The organism is Pseudomonas syringae, from assembly GCF_023278085.1.
GTDB classification, from domain to species: Bacteria; Pseudomonadota; Gammaproteobacteria; order Pseudomonadales; family Pseudomonadaceae; genus Aquipseudomonas; species Aquipseudomonas syringae_Q.
Genome location: NZ_CP066265.1, coordinates 2,033,246 through 2,051,413 on the forward strand (window position 1 = coordinate 2,033,246; position 18,168 = coordinate 2,051,413).

16 protein-coding genes and 1 pseudogene are annotated in these 18,168 nt (G+C 59.5%); 9 read left to right on the forward strand and 8 right to left on the reverse strand.

Going from position 1 to position 18,168, the window contains the following annotated elements:
• Positions 1 to 15: 15 nt before the first annotated feature.
• From rraA to I9H07_RS09125, 6 genes are all read left to right on the forward strand, one after another.
• The gene (gene rraA, locus I9H07_RS09100) at positions 16 to 504 is read left to right on the forward strand and encodes a ribonuclease E activity regulator RraA (protein ID WP_236425554.1); all 489 of its coding nucleotides are present in this window, start codon (positions 16 to 18) and stop codon (positions 502 to 504) included.
• 11 nt (positions 505 to 515) lie between these two features.
• Positions 516 to 1,511, forward strand: coding sequence for a zinc transporter ZntB (locus I9H07_RS09105; RefSeq protein ID WP_024673681.1), 996 nt, complete (start codon positions 516 to 518; stop codon positions 1,509 to 1,511).
• An 87-nt stretch (positions 1,512 to 1,598) separates the two neighbouring features.
• A complete protein-coding gene (locus I9H07_RS09110; RefSeq protein WP_024673680.1) occupies positions 1,599 to 1,847 on the forward strand; it encodes a hypothetical protein in 249 nt (82 codons plus the stop codon).
• 2 nt (positions 1,848 to 1,849) lie between these two features.
• The gene (locus tag I9H07_RS09115; RefSeq protein WP_024644914.1) at positions 1,850 to 2,674 is read left to right on the forward strand and encodes a mechanosensitive ion channel family protein; all 825 of its coding nucleotides are present in this window, start codon (positions 1,850 to 1,852) and stop codon (positions 2,672 to 2,674) included.
• A gap of 82 nt (positions 2,675 to 2,756) precedes the next feature.
• Positions 2,757 to 3,347 carry an RNA polymerase sigma factor SigX gene (gene sigX, locus I9H07_RS09120; RefSeq protein ID WP_007249920.1) on the forward strand — a complete coding sequence of 197 codons (591 nt, stop codon included), beginning with the start codon at positions 2,757 to 2,759 and terminating at the stop codon, positions 3,345 to 3,347.
• A gap of 106 nt (positions 3,348 to 3,453) precedes the next feature.
• Positions 3,454 to 4,488 (forward strand): OmpA family protein, encoded by a 1,035-nt coding sequence (locus I9H07_RS09125; protein WP_024673679.1) that lies wholly within the window; start codon positions 3,454 to 3,456, stop codon positions 4,486 to 4,488.
• Between the two features lie 84 nt (positions 4,489 to 4,572).
• On the opposite strand, the gene cobA is transcribed toward I9H07_RS09125, so the two are convergent.
• From cobA to I9H07_RS09140, 3 genes and pseudogenes are all read right to left on the reverse strand, one after another.
• Complete coding sequence (gene cobA, locus I9H07_RS09130; protein WP_236425555.1) at positions 4,573 to 5,334, reverse strand: uroporphyrinogen-III C-methyltransferase; 762 nt, start codon at positions 5,332 to 5,334, stop codon at positions 4,573 to 4,575.
• Between the two features lie 10 nt (positions 5,335 to 5,344).
• Positions 5,345 to 8,065 carry a nitrate reductase gene (locus I9H07_RS09135; protein WP_248957206.1) on the reverse strand — a complete coding sequence of 907 codons (2,721 nt, stop codon included), beginning with the start codon at positions 8,063 to 8,065 and terminating at the stop codon, positions 5,345 to 5,347.
• An 8-nt stretch (positions 8,066 to 8,073) separates the two neighbouring features.
• Positions 8,074 to 9,291 (reverse strand): annotated as a pseudogene (locus I9H07_RS09140) (NAD(P)/FAD-dependent oxidoreductase); the annotation flags it as partial.
• Positions 9,292 to 9,434: 143 nt separating this feature from the next.
• On the opposite strand from I9H07_RS09140, the gene I9H07_RS09145 reads away from it, so the two are divergent.
• Positions 9,435 to 9,584 carry a hypothetical protein gene (locus tag I9H07_RS09145; RefSeq protein WP_162839738.1) on the forward strand — a complete coding sequence of 50 codons (150 nt, stop codon included), beginning with the start codon at positions 9,435 to 9,437 and terminating at the stop codon, positions 9,582 to 9,584.
• On the opposite strand, the gene I9H07_RS09150 is transcribed toward I9H07_RS09145, so the two are convergent.
• Positions 9,585 to 11,246, reverse strand: a complete 1,662-nt coding sequence (locus I9H07_RS09150; RefSeq protein ID WP_024673675.1) for a bifunctional protein-serine/threonine kinase/phosphatase — start codon at positions 11,244 to 11,246, stop codon at positions 9,585 to 9,587.
• Between the two features lie 7 nt (positions 11,247 to 11,253).
• Positions 11,254 to 12,465, reverse strand: a complete 1,212-nt coding sequence (locus tag I9H07_RS09155; RefSeq protein WP_024673674.1) for a nitrate/nitrite transporter — start codon at positions 12,463 to 12,465, stop codon at positions 11,254 to 11,256.
• A gap of 925 nt (positions 12,466 to 13,390) precedes the next feature.
• Here I9H07_RS09155 and I9H07_RS09160 point away from each other — a divergent pair.
• Positions 13,391 to 14,638: a glycoside hydrolase family 68 protein gene (locus I9H07_RS09160; protein WP_024673673.1), complete on the forward strand. Its 1,248-nt coding sequence runs from the start codon at positions 13,391 to 13,393 to the stop codon at positions 14,636 to 14,638.
• A gap of 56 nt (positions 14,639 to 14,694) precedes the next feature.
• Here I9H07_RS09160 and I9H07_RS09165 read toward each other — a convergent pair whose 3' ends face one another.
• Together I9H07_RS09165 and I9H07_RS09170 are read right to left on the reverse strand one after the other, a co-directional pair.
• Positions 14,695 to 15,270, reverse strand: a complete 576-nt coding sequence (locus I9H07_RS09165; protein WP_024673672.1) for an ANTAR domain-containing response regulator — start codon at positions 15,268 to 15,270, stop codon at positions 14,695 to 14,697.
• 14 nt (positions 15,271 to 15,284) lie between these two features.
• A complete protein-coding gene (locus tag I9H07_RS09170; protein WP_024673671.1) occupies positions 15,285 to 16,496 on the reverse strand; it encodes a CmpA/NrtA family ABC transporter substrate-binding protein in 1,212 nt (403 codons plus the stop codon).
• A gap of 247 nt (positions 16,497 to 16,743) precedes the next feature.
• On the opposite strand from I9H07_RS09170, the gene I9H07_RS09175 reads away from it, so the two are divergent.
• Positions 16,744 to 17,775: a quinone-dependent dihydroorotate dehydrogenase gene (locus I9H07_RS09175; protein WP_024673670.1), complete on the forward strand. Its 1,032-nt coding sequence runs from the start codon at positions 16,744 to 16,746 to the stop codon at positions 17,773 to 17,775.
• A gap of 138 nt (positions 17,776 to 17,913) precedes the next feature.
• On the opposite strand, the gene rmf is transcribed toward I9H07_RS09175, so the two are convergent.
• Positions 17,914 to 18,129 carry a ribosome modulation factor gene (gene rmf / locus I9H07_RS09180; protein ID WP_002553055.1) on the reverse strand — a complete coding sequence of 72 codons (216 nt, stop codon included), beginning with the start codon at positions 18,127 to 18,129 and terminating at the stop codon, positions 17,914 to 17,916.
• Between the last annotated feature and the right edge of the window lie 39 nt (positions 18,130 to 18,168).

Genomic DNA, 18,168 nt, shown 5'->3' on the forward strand with positions numbered 1-18,168 from the left:
ACAGGAGTTACCCCTATGCATTACATCACCCCCGATCTGTGCGACGCCTACCCGGAACAGGTGCAGGTCGTCGAGCCGATGTTCAGCAACTTTGGCGGACGTGATTCGTTTGGCGGCCAGATCGTTACCCTCAAATGCTTTGAAGACAACTCGCTGGTCAAGGAGCAGGTTGAACTCGACGGCAAGGGCAAAGTGCTGGTGGTCGATGGTGGCGGTTCGCTGCGCTGCGCCTTGCTGGGCGACATGCTGGCTGAAAAGGCGGCACACAACGGCTGGGAAGGTCTGGTGATCTACGGCTGCGTGCGCGACGTGGACATGCTGGCCCAGACCGATCTGGGCGTTCAGGCACTGGCCAGTTATCCCAAACGGTCCGAAAAACGCGGAGTGGGGCAGCTGGATCTGCCCGTGACCTTTGGCGGTGTGACCTTCCGCCCGGGTGAGTACCTGTACGCCGACAACAATGGCGTTATTATTTCTCCCTCTCCTTTGACCATGCCGGAATAAGCGACGTATCCATGTTCGATGAAGCAAACGCGCAGTGGGGGCTGGTTCATGCCCTTGTTTTGGACGGTAAAGGCGGGGCGCGTTTCATTGCTCGAACCGAATTGCAGGCACTCCAGTTACAGCCGCAGGAAAGCCTGTGGCTGCATTGGGATCGCAGCCATCCGCAGACACACACGTGGCTGCGTACGGCCAGTGGCCTGAGCGAATTTGCCTGCGATCTGCTGCTTGAGGAAAACACCCGGCCGCGCTTGCTGCCATTGCCGGATCAGGAACTGCTGTTGTTTCTGCGCGGGGTGAACCTCAACCCCGGTGCCGAGCCGGAAGACATGGTCTCGGTGCGCATCTTTGCCGCAGCACAACGGGTTATCTCGCTGCGTTTGCGTCCGCTGCGGGCCACTGAAGAGCTGATTGATCTGCTGGCGCAGGGCAAGGGCCCGAAAAACGCAGCAGAGCTGATTCTTTATCTGGCGCAATACCTCACCGACAAGGTTCAGGATCTGGTGGGCGAGCTCACCGAGTCCGTCGATGAAGAGGAAGAAAAGACCGATGCCGACGAACGGTACAATCCGGAACACGGCAAATTGTTGCATATTCGCCGTCGCGCAGCGGGCCTGCGCAGGTTCCTCGGGCCGCAGCGGGATATTTACGGTCAGCTTTCCCGGATCAAATTGTCCTGGTTTGCTGATGAAGACGCCGATTACTGGAACGAACTGAACAACAGTCTGACCCGTTACCTTGAGGAGCTCGAACTGACTCGTGAGCGGGTCGGCCTGCTGTTGGAGTCCGAGGATCGGCGGCTGCGCGAGCACATGAACCGCACCATGTACCGCTTCGGGATCATTACCGGCATCTTCCTGCCGATGAGTTTTCTCACCGGTCTGCTGGGTATCAATGTCGGCGGTATCCCCGGCTCGGACAGTGCGTATGGCTTTCTGGTGGCATGCATGCTCATCGTTGCCCTGGCCGCGGGGCAGTGGTGGTTGTTCAGGCGTCTACGGTGGGTATGAGCAGGCGCTTGTACGTGTTTTTTGCCAGGCCCGTGTGACTTGTTGTTTTTGCGTCGCGTCTTTGAATGACATTACGTGAGGTGCCTGATGCACGATCCGTTTGAAGAATCTTTACGCGACATGCTCAATTCGTCATCCTCCAGCCGGGATGACGATGCATGTCTGGGACGTGTCCTGAAGACCGCCAACCGCCAGGTCGGTGCCGGTGTGTTGTTCGGCTTGCTGGGTCGTTGGTCAGAGGCATTGATGATCGCCGTGAACAACGGCTCGGCACATGTTTCTCCTGTTTCTCGTCGTACCGTGACCGGTGCGCGTTCTATCGATAAGGCTGATTGAGCATGGAATTGAATCTCTGGACCCAGAGCCTGCTTGCTGCAATGACGGCATTGTGGACCAAAGTCGCCAACTTCATTCCCAACCTGTTTGGCGCCCTTGTCGTGGTGCTGCTGGGTTTCGTCGTGGCCAAGCTGCTCGACGCGCTGTTGTCCAAATTGCTCGCCAAGCTGGGGCTGGATCGACTGGTCAGTGGCACCGGCCTGACCAAACTCATCGGCCGTGCCGGTGTGAAAGTGCCGGTCTCGACGCTGATCGGCAAGATTGTCTACTGGTTCGTGCTGTTGATCTTTCTCGTTTCGGCAGCCGAATCGCTTGGTTTACAGCGAGTCTCGGCTACGCTGGACATGCTGGCGCTGTATTTACCGAAAGTATTTGGTGCCGCACTGGTATTGCTGGTCGGTGTATTGCTCGCGCAGCTGGTCAACGGGCTGGTGCGCGGCGCTGCCGAAGGGGTAGGAATAGATTATTCTGCAGGCTTGGGACGAATTGCCCAGGGGCTTGTCATAATCATCAGCATCTCGGTCGCGATCAGCCAGCTTGAGGTCAAGACCGACCTGCTTAACCACGTTATTGTGATTGCCTTGATTACCGTTGGTCTGACAGTGGCGCTTGCCCTGGGCCTCGGCAGTCGGGAAATTGCCGGGCAGATCATTGCCGGAATCTATGTTCGCGAACTGTTTCAGGTTGGCCAGCAGGTACAGATAGGCGAGACGGAAGGGCAGATCGAAGAGATCGGCACAGTCAAGACAACATTGCTGACAGACGAAGGGGAGCTGGTTTCGTTTTCCAACCGCATCCTTCTTGAACAGAGAGTAAGCAGCCGATAATTGGCTAACCTGCTAATCTATGCCGCCACGCTGCCGATACAGGCCATGGCGGACATTGACCTGACTGTCGGCAAGATTTGTTTTGAATAAACCTCAACCGTTTTCGACACGCTACGATCCACGCGAGCTCTCTGATGAGGAGCTGGTCGCGCGAGCCCATGTTGAGCTTTTCAATGTGACACGGGCGTATGAAGAGTTGATGCGTCGGTACCAGAGAACATTATTTAACGTCTGTGCACGTTATTTAGGGAACGATCGCGACGCTGACGATGTCTGTCAGGAGGTGATGCTTAAGGTGTTGTACGGGTTGAAAAATTTTGAAGGTAAATCTAAATTTAAAACCTGGCTTTACAGCATCACCTACAATGAGTGCATCACGCAGTACCGGAAGGAACGGCGTAAGCGTCGCTTGATGGACGCATTGAGTCTGGATCCACTTGAGGAAGCGTCGGAAGACAAGACGCCCAAACCTGAAGAGCGGGGCGGACTCGATCGCTGGCTTGTGTATGTGAACCCGATCGATCGGGAAATTCTGGTCCTGCGATTTGTAGCAGAACTTGAATTCCAGGAGATTGCAGACATCATGCACATGGGCTTGAGCGCAACGAAAATGCGTTACAAGCGGGCTTTAGATAAATTACGAGAGAAATTTGCGGGAATCGCCGAAACTTAATACGGTGCAAATATCTCTTACGAACTGGCAAGGTCTGGTAGACTAGCCGACGAGTTGTCCCCATTGTGTGGGACTGCTTTATAATCATCAGATGGGGATTTAACGGATGAAACTGAAAAACACCTTGGGCTTGGCCATTGGTACTATTGTTGCCGCAACATCGTTCGGCGCTCTGGCTCAAGGCCAAGGCGCAGTCGAAATCGAAGGCTTCGCCAAGAAAGAGTATTACGATAGCGATCGTAATTTCAAAAACGACGGCAACCTCTTCGGCGGCTCCGTTGGCTACTTTCTGACCGACGACGTTGAACTGCGTCTGGGCTACGACGAAGTTCACAACGTTCGTAGCGATAGCGGCAAGAACATCAAGGGCGCTGATACCGCTCTGGACGCTCTGTACCACTTCAACAACCCGGGCGACATGCTGCGTCCTTACCTGTCTGCTGGTTTTTCCGATCAAAGCATCGGTCAAGACGCTCGCAGCGGCCGCGACGGTTCCACCTTCGCCAACATCGGCGGCGGCGCCAAGCTGTACTTCACTGACAACTTCTATGCCCGTGCAGGCGTTGAAGCTCAGTACAACATCGACCAAGGCAACACCGAGTGGGCTCCAAGCGTCGGTATCGGCGTAAACTTCGGTGGCGGCAGCAAGAAAGTAGAAGCAGCACCAGCGCCAGTAGCTGAAGTGTGCTCCGACAGCGACAACGACGGCGTGTGCGACAACGTCGACAAGTGCCCAGACACCCCAGCCAACGTAACTGTTGACGCTGATGGCTGCCCGGCAGTTGCTGAAGTGGTTCGTGTTGAGCTGGACGTGAAGTTCGACTTCAACAAGTCTGTTGTCAAGCCTAACAGCTACGGCGACATCAAGAACCTCGCTGACTTCATGCAGCAGTACCCATCCACCACCACCACTGTTGAAGGTCACACTGACTCCGTCGGTCCTGACGCTTACAACCAGAAACTGTCCGAGCGTCGTGCAAACGCCGTTAAACAGGTTCTGGTTAACCAGTACGGTGTTGGCGCTAGCCGCGTAAACTCGGTTGGTTACGGCGAATCCCGCCCAGTTGCTGATAACGCAACTGACGCTGGCCGCGCAGTTAACCGTCGCGTAGAAGCACAAGTAGAAGCTCAAGCTAAGTAATTAGCCCGCTTATACTGAAAAGCCCGGCTTAGGCCGGGCTTTTCTTTGCCTGCGATTTGAGCAGTCACGACGCGTACAGCAGTCTCAGCCCGTTTGTAACTGCACGTGGCCGGCAAGGGTCTGATTCAACAGCTCGTTGCTGCAGGCAGCCACTGCACCTATCACCAGAATGGCGGGGCTTTTCAGCTCGAACGCCGCCGCGTCCTGCTGCATGGCATTCAGATTGCTGCGGCATTCACGTTGCCACGGCAACGAAGCATTCTCGATCATCGCCACCGGCATCTCGCCGCTCATGCCTCCCGTCAGCAGGCTCTCGCGAATCTCTGCCAGCTTTGCCACGCCCATATACACCACCAGTGTCGTGCCGCCTTGCGCAAGCGCCTGCCAGTTGAGGCTGCTGTCGTCCTGAGTGTGAGCCGTGACCAGTGTTACGCCACGGCTGACGCCGCGCAGAGTCAGCGAAATGCCACATTGGGTTGCCCCGGCCAGGCCAGCAGTGATGCCATTGACCAGCTCCACCGCAACGCCGCGTTCCTGCAGCCATTGTGCCTCTTCGCCGGCACGGCCGAATATGCAGGGGTCGCCGCCTTTGAGGCGCACCACGCATTTGCCTTGACGGACGTAGCGCAGCATCAGGCGATGAATGAAGGCTTGTGGCGTAGAGCGGCAGCCGCCGCGCTTACCGACGGCGATGACTCGTGCAGCGGGGCAGTGTTCAAGCACTGTGGGGTTGACCAGATCGTCCATCAACACCACGTCGGCTTCACGCAGGGCGCGCACCGCCTTGAGGGTCAACAATTCCGGGTCGCCGGGGCCTGCGCCTACCAACCAGACTTTTGCACTCATGCTGTATTCCTCATTCACTCACCGCCACGGCATTGATCAGTCTTTTTATTTCCGGCACACAGGACCCGCACTGGGTCCCGCAGCCTAACCGGGTCTTTAGTTGATTCAGGTTCAGGCCCTGTTCGATACCGCTCATTACCGCGCTCTGGCTGACGTTCATGCAGTTGCACAGGGTCTTTTCCCGATGCTGTGCCGATTCCTTGCCGGGCTCGCTGCTCAATGGGGCCAGCAGCCAGCGTCGTAGAGAGGCATCGACACGTTCTTCCTGCCATAGCGCTTGCAACCAGTGCCGCGCGACGGTCTCACCGGCCAGGCGGATAGCGGTAATGCGTCCGTTATCAATCCGTACCCGTTTGCCAATCGAGCGCGCCGGGTCGTCGTACGCCAGCACTGGCCCTTCATCAAGACCCAGCAGGCTGTCGATTTCGTGCAACAGCAACGGGTCGGGTGCTGCGAAGCTGGCGGCACTGATGATCAGTGCCGAGCGTTCACGACCGGTAAGGCTCATGCTCAGGTAATCAAACACGTCGCACAGGGGGCGCAATTTCTCCATGCGTTGCTGCACGTTACTCTCAATCAGGGCGAAGAACTGCCAAGGCAGTCGGGCTTTTTCGACCCTCACCCCGGAATGCTTGAGCTCCGGCTGTTTCGAGACCGGATCAAACGCTGGCTGGGTCAGAACGTTCACGCCGCCCTTGAGGAAACGGTCGCCCCAGTGCATAGGCAGGAACGCCTGGCCGGGCGCGATGTTGTCATCGCGGCTCACGGGTAAAAAAAGCTCGCCACGGCGGCTGATCAGGCGCACCACGTCGCCGGTTTGCAGGTCATGATGCTGCATTTCCTGTGTACCAAGGCTCAAAACCGCCTCGCTGACATGCCCGAACAGGCGGGCTGCGGTGCCGGTGCGGCTCATGCCGTGCCATTGATCACGCAGCCGTCCGGTGTTAAGGGTGAGCGGGTATTCGCTGTCACGCAGCTCTCTGGCCGCGACATAGGGTTCGCATAGAAACTGCGCACGCCCGGAAACCGTCGGGAACACGCCGTCCGCGTACAGGCGTGCTGTACCTCCTGTTGCGCCAGCCGGAAACGGCCATTGTTGCGGGCCTTGTTGGTCAATGAGCGTGCGGTTGATGCCCGACATGTCCAGGTCGCGTCCAGCGGTGAGGCCCTTGAACTCGTCGAACAGCGCCTCGGGGGTCTGGAAATCAAACAACGCGTCAGCGTCCGGGCACAGGCGTTTTTGCAGGCGCTGAGCGAAATCCACGCTAATCGCCCAGTCGGGGCGCGCATCGCCGGGGGCTGCAATAGCCTTGCGTACATTAGAGATGCGTCGCTCCGAATTGGTCACTGTGCCGTCTTTTTCACCCCAACTGGCGGCGGGCAGCAACAGGTCGGCAAAGCGTGCGGTTTCGGTGGTCTTGAAAGCTTCCTGAAGCACCACGAACGGGCAGGTGTCCAGCGCTTGTCGGATTCTGTTCTGGTCGGGCAGTGATTGTGCCGGGTTGGTGCAGGCAATCCACAGTGCCTTGATTGTGCCGCTCTGCAATTGCTCGAACAGTTCGATAGCCGACAGGCCGGGGTTGGCCGGCAGGCTGTCGACGCCCCAGTAGTCGGCCACCTCGGCACGGTGTTCGGCATTGCCCGCGTCGCGATGGCCCGGCAGCAGGTTGGAGAGGCTGCCGGTTTCGCGTCCGCCCATGGCATTCGGCTGTCCGGTCAGCGAGAAAGGGCCTGCGCCCGGACGGCCGATCTGACCCGTGGCCAGGTGCAGATTGATCAGCGCGCTGTTCTTGGCGCTGCCCGCGCTGGATTGATTCAAGCCCATGCACCACAGCGACAGAACGCTGGGCGACTCGCCGATCCAGTGCGCGCAGGTGTGCAACTGTTGCAGCGTAATGCCGCAAAGTGTCGCCACGCGTTCTGGTGGATAATCGTCAGCCAGCGCTGCGAGTTCTTCATAGCCTTGGGTGTGGGCGGCGATGAAATCCAGGTCGACCTGCTTGTCGCGCATCAACAGATGCAACACACCATGGAACAGCGCCACGTCCGTCCCCGGCTGAATGGCCAGGTGCAGGTCCGCCAGCTCGCAGGTGTCGGTACGGCGCGGATCGATGACGATCAGCTTCATCTGCGGGCGACGATTTTTGGCTTCTTCCAGGCGACGGAACAGCACCGGATGCGCATAGGCCATGTTGCTGCCGACGATCATCACGCGGTCGCTCAGCGCGATGTCTTCGTAATTGCACGGCGGTGCGTCCGCCCCCGGGCTGCGCTTGTAACCGGCCACCGCCGACGACATGCACAGCCGCGAATTGCTGTCGATATTGTTGGTGCCGACCAGCGCGCGAGCCAGTTTGTTGAACGCGTAGTAATCCTCGGTCAGCAGCTGGCCGGAGATGTAGAACGCCACGCTGTCCGGGCCATGCTCGCGAATGTTCTCGGCGAACACGTTGGCAGCATGCTCCAGCGCGGTATCCCAATCGGTAACGCTGCGCGCCAGTCCTTTGCTCAGGCGCAATTCCGGGTACAGCGCGCGGGCTTCGATGTCGCCCGTCAGGTGCAGGGTCGAGCCTTTGCTGCACAGTTTGCCGTAGTTGGCCGGGTGCGTCGGGTCGCCGCTGACACCCAGGATTTTCTGCCCGTCGTGTTCGATCAGCACGCCGCATCCGACCCCGCAATAGCAGCAGGTAGAGGCCGTGACCTTTGGAGTGTGAATGGCCAGGCTGGTCATGCGCAGGCGACCTCGGCAGGGGCCGGTTCGCCGAACATCAGCTGGTTGCGGATTGCAGCAATGCCCTGGCCCTCGCGAATCTGCTGCAAATACCAGGTGCCGTCTGCGGTGTCGCCGTACAGGCAGGCGCCGACCAGCACGTCGTTCTTGATCACCAGCTTCTTGTAGACCCCGCTGAGCGGGTCGGAAAGGGTGATGCTCTCGGTGCCTTCGCCACCGAGAAAGTCACCGGCAGAGAACAGGTCGATGCCGGTGACTTTCAGCTTGGTCGACGTGATGGAGCCGGAGTAGCGGGCAAAACCCAGTTGCGCGAGATGATTGGCGCAGACCCGCGCCTGCTCGAACAGCGGTGCAACCAGGCCGTAGGCGATGCCGCGATGGCTGACGCATTCGCCGATGGCATAAATGCGCGGGTCATAGGTCTGCAAGGTGTCGTTGACCAGAATGCCGCGGTTGCAGGGCAGGCCTGCCGCTTCGGCCAGTTCGGTGTTGGGGCGGATGCCCGCAGCCATGACCACCAGGTCAGCGTCGATCACCTCGCCGTTCCTGAATTGCACTGCCCGTACCCGACCCTTGTCATCGCCCAGCAGGGCTTCGGTTTGTTCACTCAGACGAAAACGCAGGCTGCGCTGTTCCAGCGCCGCTTGCAGCATCAGGCCGCTGGTCTTGTCCAGCTGGCGTTCCAGCAACGTCTGCCCGTTATGCACCACCGTGACCTGCATGCCGCGCAGGCTCAGGCCGTTGGCCGCTTCCAGCCCGAGCAGGCCACCGCCGATGACCACTGCACGCTTGTGGGTAGCGGCGATATCGATCATCTGCCGGGTATGGCCGATGTCGCGATAGCCGATCACGCCTTCCAGCGTGTTGCCGGGGATCGGCAGAATGAACGGGCGTGAGCCGGTGGCGATCAGCAGTCGGTCGTAGTGCGCCTCTGTGCCGTCGTCGGCGATGACCAGGCGTTGGCTGCGGTCGATCTTCACCACCCGACGGTTGAGCAATAACTGGATGTGGTTGGCGTCGTACCAGGCCAGATCGTTAAGCACGATGTCTGCGAAATCCTGTTCGCCCGCCAGCACCGGGGACAGCAGGATGCGGTTGTAATTGGGGTGCGGTTCGGCACCGAAGACCGTGATGTCATACAGGTCTTCGCTCAATTTCAACAACTCTTCGAGGGTGCGCACGCCGGCCATGCCGTTGCCGATCATCACCAGTTTGAGTTTTTTCATTTTGCCTCCGAGTCGCCACACAGCGCGCCCGACACAGTGCGTGCAAACAAAAAAAGGCGTCCCGTCAGTTACCTGACAGGGACGCCTTTGTCCGATCCCGTTATCTCGGGAGGCGCAGCCGTCATCGTTGAGGGCTGCGCGTTATGAATCATCTGAAACATGTCATGCAGCGCTTGTGCCAACTCGCATTCGGCTGTGTGCCGGGGCAGAACATCAAGGGTGAAGCGTATTTCTGCACCGCCTTGAAGCGGGTCGCACAGAAGCGGGGCGGCAGCTTGTCGACAGGCTATTGATCAGTGGCGGCCCATGAACCAGATAACCGCCAGCAGATTGAGCAGCAGCGAAACCAGCGCCAGCGTGCGCCAGACCTTCAGCGGTTCGCGTTCCAGTAACGGCCGTGGCCGTACGACGACCGGGCGATGTTCGGCCTGCTCCAGTTCCAGCAACCATTGCTCGGACGTTTCGTAGCGCAGTTCCGGGTCGGCTTGCAGCGCCTTGTCGAGGCTCTGACTCAACCATTGTGGAAGATCGGGTCGATAGCGGCTGGCGGGGGTCGGCGTCCCGAAGCGGCGATGTTGAAAGGCTTCAATCTCGCCGTAGGGGTAATGACCGGTCAGCAGGTAATACAGCGTCACGCCGACGGCATACAGGTCTTGTCGTGGCGCTGGCTCGACGCCATTGAAGGCTTCCGGGGCTATATAGCTTGGCGTGCCGGGCAGGTCGTCGGCGTTGACAGCGGACAGGCCGGGGCAAAAGGCCAGACCAAAATCCAGCAGCCGCAGTTCGCCGTCATCACCCAGCAGCAGGTTTTCCGGCTTGATGTCGCGATGAATGATATTGCGTCGATGCAGCAGGCCGCTGGCGCGCAACAGTCGGGTCGCCAGATCCTGCCACTGTGCGAGCGGTAAAGGGCCGCCAGCGGCGAACAGTTCGGCCAGGGTGCGTCCGGAATGCTCGCGCATCACGTAATACAAGTGCTGGCGCTCTGCGAGCGGATGCAGCTCGGGAAAGAAACGTCCGGCAACCCGGCGCAGAAACCACTCTTCGAGCAACAGGCCTTGACCGGCCCCGGTTTCGTCATGGCGGCTGACAGGCAGGGTCTTCAAAAGCCAGGGCTGACCATGGGCATCTTTCACCCGATAGAGGATCGACTGACGGGATTGCGCCGCGATGCTGCCAATGTTCCAGCCTTCGAAAATCTGGCCGGGTTTGAGTGCCGGCGGCAGCGGCCACTGCCGCAACTGTAACAGCGCGTCGCCCAGATCATCTTCGCCAAGGCTGTCGACCTGAATCAGCAGTGCGCTGGCATTGTCCTGACTGCCCGCCAGGTGTGCCGCGCTGACCAGGGTTTTTACCGCTGAGTCCAGGTCATCCTGTTCGCCAAGAATCGAGCGAATGCTGGCATCGCCCAGCGTTGCCCAGACGCCGTCGCTGACCAGTAACAGCCGCTCGCCTTCGTCCAGTTCGCCGTCCAGATAATCCATGACTACGTATTGATCGAGGCCCAGCGCGCGCTTGAGCACGTGCTGCATGTCGGCCTGTTCCCAGACGTGATCTTCACTGATGCGCTTGAGCGTCCCGGCCTGCCAGCGATAAGCCCGGCAGTCACCGACATGGGCGAGGGTGAAGCGTCTACCACGCAGCACCAGTGCGCTGAGGGTGGTCATCAGGCCGTTGGCCAGCAACCAGCGATTCTGTGCCAGCAGCAGTCGATCAAGAGACTGGGCCACGCCCCAGGTTTCCGGCGTGGCGTAATAATCCAGCGCCAGTGCCTGCAGGGTGGACTGGGCCGCCAGCGCGCCATCGGCACACTGGCTGACGCCGTCGGCAAGGGCAAACAGATACCCCTTGCTGGCGGCCAGCGCCGCTACCGGAGTGACCAGGCGCAGAGCGTCCTGATTCTCCGCTCGCGGCCCGCTGGCGCTGAAGTGCGCACACCGCAGTTGCAGCGTCATTGGCGCCTCAGACCCGGGCCGCCGTCACGGCAGCCGAACCCCAGGTGGTTCTCCAGCGACGCTTGACGTTCAGCAGGCCGAACCAGGCCAGCACGGCCAGCCCCGCGAACAGCCACAGGCCCAACTGGTAATCGCCGGTATTCTGTTTGATGCTGCCCAGACCGGCCGCCAGCAGAAAGCCGCCGATACCACCGGCCATGCCGATCAGCCCGGTCATGACGCCGATTTCCTTGCGGAAGCGCTGCGGCACCAACTGGAAGACTGCGCCGTTACCGGCACCCAGGCCGAGCATTGCCGCGACAAACAGCGCCAGGGCGGCCCACGAACTGGGCAGGTTGAAACCAACTGCTGCAATGCCGACTGCGGCCACCGCGTACATCACAGTCAATGTGCGGATCCCGCCAAAGCGGTCCGCCAGCGCGCCACCCAGAGGGCGCATCAGGCTGCCGCCGAATACGCAGGCTGCGGTGTAGTAACCGGCAGTGATCGGGCTCAGGCCGTATTGGTCGTTGAAGTAGCCGGGCAGGGCGCTGGCCAGACCGATGAACCCACCAAATGTCACGCTGTAGAAGAACATGAACCACCAGCTGTCCTTGTCGCCGAGGGCCTTGAGGTAGTCCGCCACAGACTTGGGCTTGCTGCGTTCCGGAGCGTTACGTGCCATCAGGCTGAAAGCGATCAGCGTCAGCACCAACGGGATGAGGGCCAGACCAAACACATTGCCCCAGCCAAAACTGGCGGCCAGCACCGGGGCGATCAACGCAGCCAGCACGGTGCCGGAATTGCCCGCACCGGCGATGCCCATCGCTTTGCCCTGATGCTGTGGCGGATACCATTGCGACGCCAGCGGCAACGCAACGGCGAACGACGCACCGGCCATGCCGAGGAACAGGCCCAGCAGCAGCACCTGGCCGTAGGTGTGAATGCCCAGTTGCCAGGCCGCGAACAGCGCACCGATGACGATCACCTGGCCAATGATGCCAGCCGTCTTGGGCGACAACTGGTCGGCCAGCAGGCCCATGAAGAAACGCAGCACTGCGCCCGCCAGAATCGGCGTGGCCACCATCAGGCCGCGTTGCTGGGTGGTCAACTGCAGGTCGGTGGCGATCTGTACTGCCAGCGGGCCGAGCAGGTACCAGACCATGAAGCTCAGGTCGAAATACAGAAAGGCAGCGAACAGGGTCGGTTTATGGCCGGCCTTCCAGAAGCTTGTATCCATTGGCACACCTCATCATCGGCTAGGGGGGGCAGTCGGGGCATGGCCACGACACGGTTTGTTCCAGACGTTGTGGCGGAGTGCTTCGGGCGACTCCACCGGCCCCTTCGCCGGGGCCAAACGCCAAAAACGTCGCCTCTCCATCCACCGGAGCGGAAAGAGATGAGCGACGTCTTTGTCGTAATCGGTGGTAGCCGCCGTTGGCTACCTGTGCAATTGCATTAGCAATAGACGGGCCAAAGCAGGGGCAAGCGGTTTAGCGGCAAGCTGCAAGCGGGTCTGGGGGACTGTCGGGAGGTGTAGTTGACCGGGCCAATGACCTTGAAGCGGGCGCTGATCAGAAAGGACGCTGCAAAAAAGGGCGGGCCGCCGGCCCCGGAGCTTGTGCAGCTCATGCCGGCTGCTGTCAGCCGGCTGATAATGAAAAAATAATGCAGCGGTTGTTGATATTTTATTAAGTTCAATATGCTGGATATTATATTTATGTGCCACCAGTTTTAATGTTGCGTACTGTCAATATGATGCTGTTTCGATGCTGCCATATGACGGTCTTAATATCGATGATCTATAAGTGTGAATATTTATTAATTAACTATCCGGTGAGTCTTTTGGTACGTCAGTGCTGCAAATAGTTAATTTACTTTCTGTAGTATCTCTGACAGCATCCGTCCTGCCGACACCCACACGGCCCGTCGAATAGACGGTGATATTACTCTTCATCAGTGCGGCTTTATCTCAAGGTCGTCTGTCAATTCCGATAAGTGTTTACTTTGAAAGAAGTAATCGGCTACTCGCTCTTTTTTCGGGCTCCTGCTGCCTTAAATAAAGGGAAGCCCGATTTCACATGCACCTCGGCCATGCAACTTTTCGGCCGTGTTGTCTTCCTCTTCGCGCTGCTTTGAAGGGCGCCAATAAAGGATACATCATCATGAGTAACATCAATTACGCACCCACTGTCTGGTCCCGTGCCGATGCGCTGAAGGTCAACGAAAACGACCCCACCACCACGCAGCCACTGGTCAGCCCGGACTTTCCGGTCATGAGCGATACGGTATTCATCTGGGACACCATGCCGCTGCGCGAGCTGGACGGCACGGTCGTTTCGGTCAACGGCTGGTCGGTCATCCTGACATTGACGGCTGACCGCCACCCTGATGATCCGCAGTACCTGGGTGCCAATGGCCGCTACGACATCAAGCGCGACTGGGAAGACCGCCACGGCAGGGCGCGCATGTGCTACTGGTACTCGCGCACCGGCAAAGACTGGATCTTCGGTGGCCGAGTGATGGCCGAGGGCGTATCGCCGACGACACGAGAGTGGGCGGGCACACCGATCCTGTTGAACGACCAGGGCGATATCGATCTGTATTACACCTGCGTGACACCCGGTGCCTCGATTGCCAAAGTTCGCGGCCGCATCGTGACATCCGATAAGGGCGTAGAGTTGAAAGACTTTAACGACGTTAAAATTCTTTTTGAAGCCGACGGCACTTATTATCAGACCGAAGCGCAAAACTCGACCTGGAACTTTCGCGACCCAAGTCCGTTCATTGACCCCAATGATGGCAAGTTGTACATGGTCTTTGAAGGTAACGTCGCGGGCGAGCGTGGTTCACATACGGTTGGCGTCACGGAACTTGGCCCTGTGCCACCGGGCCACGAAGAAGTTGGCGGTGCCAGATTCCAGGTCGGCTGTATCGGCCTGGCGGTGGCGAAAGACCTGACGGGTGAAGAATGGGAAATACTTCCACCGCTGGTGACTGCGGTGGGCGTTAACGATCAGACCGAACGTCCGCACTATGTCTTCCAGGACGGTAAATATTATTTGTTCACCATCAGCCACAAGTTTACCTACGCCGATGGCGTGACCGGGCCGGATGGTGTCTATGGTTTTGTCGGCGAGCATCTGTTCGGTCCTTACCGGCCCATGAACGCCTCTGGTCTGGTGCTTGGCAATCCGCCCGAGCAGCCGTTCCAGACGTATTCCCACTGTGTCATGCCGAACGGACTGGTAACGTCGTTCATCGACAGCGTGCCCACCGAAGGCGAGGATTATCGTATCGGCGGGACCGAAGCGCCGACCGTGAGAATCCTGCTGAAAGGCGATCGCTCGTTCGTGCAGGAGGAATATGATTACGGCTACATTCCTGCCATGAAGGACGTGACGCTGAGCTGACAGAACTTAGCCCTGCGAAGCGAGAACGCCTGCCTGTGCAGGCGTTCTGCGTGCGGTCAGCCCAATAGCTCGCTCATCGCAATAATCTGTTCGGCCACCTGAATCAGCTTCTGCTGGCGACTCATCGCCTGGCGGCGCATCAGGGTGTAGGCCTCCTCCTCGTTGCACGCCTTCATCTTCATCAGCAGCCCCTTGGCCAGTTCGATGCGCTTGCGCTCGGCCAGTTGCTGATCGCGGGCATGCAGTTGCGCCCGCAGCGACTGATCGCTTTCGAAGCGGGCCATGGCCACGTCGAGAATCGGTTGCAGCCGTTGCGCCTGAATGCCTTCGACAATGTAAGCGCTGACCCCGGATTTGATCGCCTGACGCATCACTCCCGGATCGTGCTCGTCGGTAAACATCACAATCGGCCGCGGCTGGTCGCGGCTGACCAGCACCACCTGTTCCATCACGTCGCGGCCGGGGGATTCGGTGTCGATCAGGATGACATCCGGGCGCACCGCCTCAACGCGGGCGGGCAGGTCGATGATCAGCCCCGACTCATCGATCACCTCGAACCCGGCCTCGGTCAGTGCGGATTTGAGGCGACCGACTTTTCGGGGTGTGTCATTGATCAGCAGAATACGCAGCATGCTCACGTCCTCCGTCAACGACTGGCCAGTGCAGGCGCGGGATCGGCCAGCGAGTGAAGTTTGAAGCTGCGTGCATAGCCAGCCGGATCACTGCCATCCCAGACCTTGCCGTCGATCAGCTGACTGCTGCGCAGGTGGGCAGCCGGAACACTGATGCCCAGCGCGTCGGCTGCCTGACGGTACAGGTCCAGTTGCTGGACGCGGCTGGCGACTGCCAGGTAGTCCGGGTCTTCGCGCAACAGCCCCCAGCGTCGGAACTGGGTCATGAACCACATGCCATCGGACAGCCACGGGTAATTGACCTGGCCCTGATTGTGGAACCGGACCGCATGCGGGTCCTGCCAGTGGTTGCCAAGCCCGTCACTGTAATGGCCGAGCAGGCGCGGTTCGATGCAGTCCAGCGGCGCGTCCAGATACTCTGTGCCGCTGAGCAATTGCGCCGTGCTGCACAGGTTGTGCGGGTTCTGCTCGATGAAGCGGCTGGCTTCAAGTACCGCCATGATCAGCGCTCTGGCGGTATTGGGGTTCTGCTCGACGAATTCGCGCGTGCAGCCGAGCACCTTGCCTGGGTGGTCGGGCCAGATCGCCTGGCTGGTGGCCATGGTGAAACCCAGCTGCTGCTGTACTGCGCTGGCACCCCACGGCTCACCGACACAGAACCCGTCGATGCGCCCGGCTTGCAGGTGCTGCGCCATCTGGGTGGGCGGCACCACCACACTGTTCACATCGTCGAGCGGATGAATGCCCTGGCTGGCGAGCCAGTAATACAGCCACATGGCGTGATTGCCGGTGGGAAAAGTCTGCGCGAAGGTCAGTTGCGAACCGTTTTGGTGCGCGCGTTTGTCCAGTGCCTCAGGCGTGATCACGCCCGCTTGCTGCAATTCGCTGGACAGGTTGATGCACTGACCGTTCTGATTGAGGCCCATCAGGATCGCCATGTCGGTCGCCGGGCCGCCGCTGATGCCCAGTTCCACGGCGTAGATCAGGCCATACAGGCTGTGTGCTGCGTGCAGCTGCCCGCTGACCAGCCTGTCGCGCAGCCCGGCCCATGAGGTCTGGCGCTTGAGGTTGAGGCTCAGCCCGTAAGGCTGGGCAAAGCCCTGCGTCGCGGCGACCACGAGCGGCGCGCAGTCAGTCAACGCCATGAAGCCGACGTCCAGGCTGTTGATTTCCGGCGCGTCGCTGCCGGCTACCCAGTCCAGGGCGTTGCTGGTTGGTTCAGTCATAGCGAGCACTTCATAAAAAGCCCATCCAGAAAAAAGGCGCCGTTCGACCCGATGCCAGTGCAAGGGGCTGAAGCGACGCCATTGTCCATGCACGGTTCCTTCGTTGGAGTACGTGCCCGATAACCGATCCAAGCAAGGCATATGCCAGCGTCATGTGGCAGGAAGTTTATCGCGCACCTCGCTTGAGCCGCCCGCACACGGCTATAATCGCCACCCTGAATTCAGCTGCTCACGAGCCCATCCCGCCATGTATAACCTGGCCCGCCAGTTACTGTTCAAACTTTCCCCGGAAACCTCGCATGACCTTTCGCTGGACCTGATCGGTGCAGGCGGGCGGCTGGGGCTCAACGGTCTGCTGAGCAAGTCTCCGGCGAATCTGCCGGTCAGCGTCATGGGCCTGGAATTCCCTAACCCTGTGGGGCTGGCGGCCGGTCTGGACAAGAACGGCGCGGCCATCGACGGTTTTGCACAACTGGGTTTCGGCTTTGTCGAGATCGGCACCGTGACGCCGCGTCCGCAGCCGGGCAATCCCAAGCCGCGTCTCTTTCGCCTGCCGCATGCCGAGGCGATCATCAATCGTATGGGCTTCAACAACCTGGGTGTCGATCATCTGGTGTCCAGGGTCCAGGCGGCCAAATACCGCGGCATTCTGGGTATCAACATCGGCAAGAACTTCGACACGCCGGTCGAACGTGCAGTGGATGATTACCTGATCTGCCTGGACAAGGTTTACGCCCACGCCAGCTATGTCACCATCAACATCAGTTCACCCAATACAGCGGGTCTGCGCAGTCTGCAATTCGGCGATTCGCTCAAGCAACTGCTCCAGGCCCTGAGCCTGCGTCAGCAGGAACTCACGCAACTGCATGGCAAGCGTGTGCCGTTGGCGATCAAGATTGCCCCGGACATGACCGATGAAGAAACCGTGCTGGTCGCTGCTGCGCTGATCGAATCGGGGATGGATGCGGTCATTGCCACCAACACCACGCTGAGCCGTCAGGGCGTCGAAGGCTTGCCGCATGCTGATCAGGCAGGCGGTTTGTCAGGCGCGCCGGTTCGCGAAAAAAGCACGCATATCGTCAAGGTGCTGGCTGGCGAGCTGGGCGGGCGCATGCCGATCATCGCGGCGGGCGGGATTACCGAAGGCCGGCATGCGGCCGAGAAGATCGCAGCCGGTGCCAGTCTCGTGCAGATCTACTCTGGTTTCATCTATAAAGGCCCGGCGCTGATTCGCCAGTCGGTGGACGCCATCGCGGCAATGCCACGCACCGCAGGCTGAATCAGGACCCGAAAAAAGGGGCTCTTCGAGAGAGCCCCTGGGCGTTGGCCCGCCGCCCGGGTCGGGCGTGCATGGTACAGGTGTGAATCAGTCAATCATGTTGACGGCCCGTCGAGGCCTGAATGTCTATGAATCGCCTCATCCGACCGCGTGAAGTTCGTTGAGTCTGTGGATGCCCGCAGTGCCGGTCATACCGTCCCAGTTGTCGCCGCGTCCTTCGCGCCAGCCATTGATCCATGCCTGGCGTACTGACGGTAGAGTAAAAGGGCAAAGCTCACGGGATTTACCATGAACGCCGTATTGATATCCGCGTAAAAATGCTCTTTCCAACGGATCACGCTTAAGTCTTCTCATAGGGTAATGCCCTCGTCTGTTGACTGTAATATCCCTGAG

What these genes read in the sequence shown, in the direction of transcription:
- I9H07_RS09150 (WP_024673675.1), bottom strand. Translation starts at nt 11,246, where the DNA reads ATGACGCTGCAACTGCGGTGTGCGCACTTCAGCGCCAGCGGGCCGCGA.
- I9H07_RS09110 (WP_024673680.1), top strand. Translation starts at nt 1,599, where the DNA reads ATGCACGATCCGTTTGAAGAATCTTTACGCGACATGCTCAATTCGTCA.
- I9H07_RS09175 (WP_024673670.1), top strand. Translation starts at nt 16,744, where the DNA reads ATGTATAACCTGGCCCGCCAGTTACTGTTCAAACTTTCCCCGGAAACC.
- I9H07_RS09105 (WP_024673681.1), top strand. Translation starts at nt 516, where the DNA reads ATGTTCGATGAAGCAAACGCGCAGTGGGGGCTGGTTCATGCCCTTGTT.
- rmf (WP_002553055.1), bottom strand. Translation starts at nt 18,129, where the DNA reads ATGAGAAGACTTAAGCGTGATCCGTTGGAAAGAGCATTTTTACGCGGA.
- I9H07_RS09135 (WP_248957206.1), bottom strand. Translation starts at nt 8,065, where the DNA reads ATGACCAGCCTGGCCATTCACACTCCAAAGGTCACGGCCTCTACCTGC.
- I9H07_RS09165 (WP_024673672.1), bottom strand. Translation starts at nt 15,270, where the DNA reads ATGCTGCGTATTCTGCTGATCAATGACACACCCCGAAAAGTCGGTCGC.
- I9H07_RS09170 (WP_024673671.1), bottom strand. Translation starts at nt 16,496, where the DNA reads ATGACTGAACCAACCAGCAACGCCCTGGACTGGGTAGCCGGCAGCGAC.
- I9H07_RS09125 (WP_024673679.1), top strand. Translation starts at nt 3,454, where the DNA reads ATGAAACTGAAAAACACCTTGGGCTTGGCCATTGGTACTATTGTTGCC.
- I9H07_RS09145 (WP_162839738.1), top strand. Translation starts at nt 9,435, where the DNA reads ATGAATCATCTGAAACATGTCATGCAGCGCTTGTGCCAACTCGCATTC.
- I9H07_RS09115 (WP_024644914.1), top strand. Translation starts at nt 1,850, where the DNA reads ATGGAATTGAATCTCTGGACCCAGAGCCTGCTTGCTGCAATGACGGCA.
- cobA (WP_236425555.1), bottom strand. Translation starts at nt 5,334, where the DNA reads ATGAGTGCAAAAGTCTGGTTGGTAGGCGCAGGCCCCGGCGACCCGGAA.
- rraA (WP_236425554.1), top strand. Translation starts at nt 16, where the DNA reads ATGCATTACATCACCCCCGATCTGTGCGACGCCTACCCGGAACAGGTG.
- I9H07_RS09160 (WP_024673673.1), top strand. Translation starts at nt 13,391, where the DNA reads ATGAGTAACATCAATTACGCACCCACTGTCTGGTCCCGTGCCGATGCG.
- I9H07_RS09155 (WP_024673674.1), bottom strand. Translation starts at nt 12,465, where the DNA reads ATGGATACAAGCTTCTGGAAGGCCGGCCATAAACCGACCCTGTTCGCT.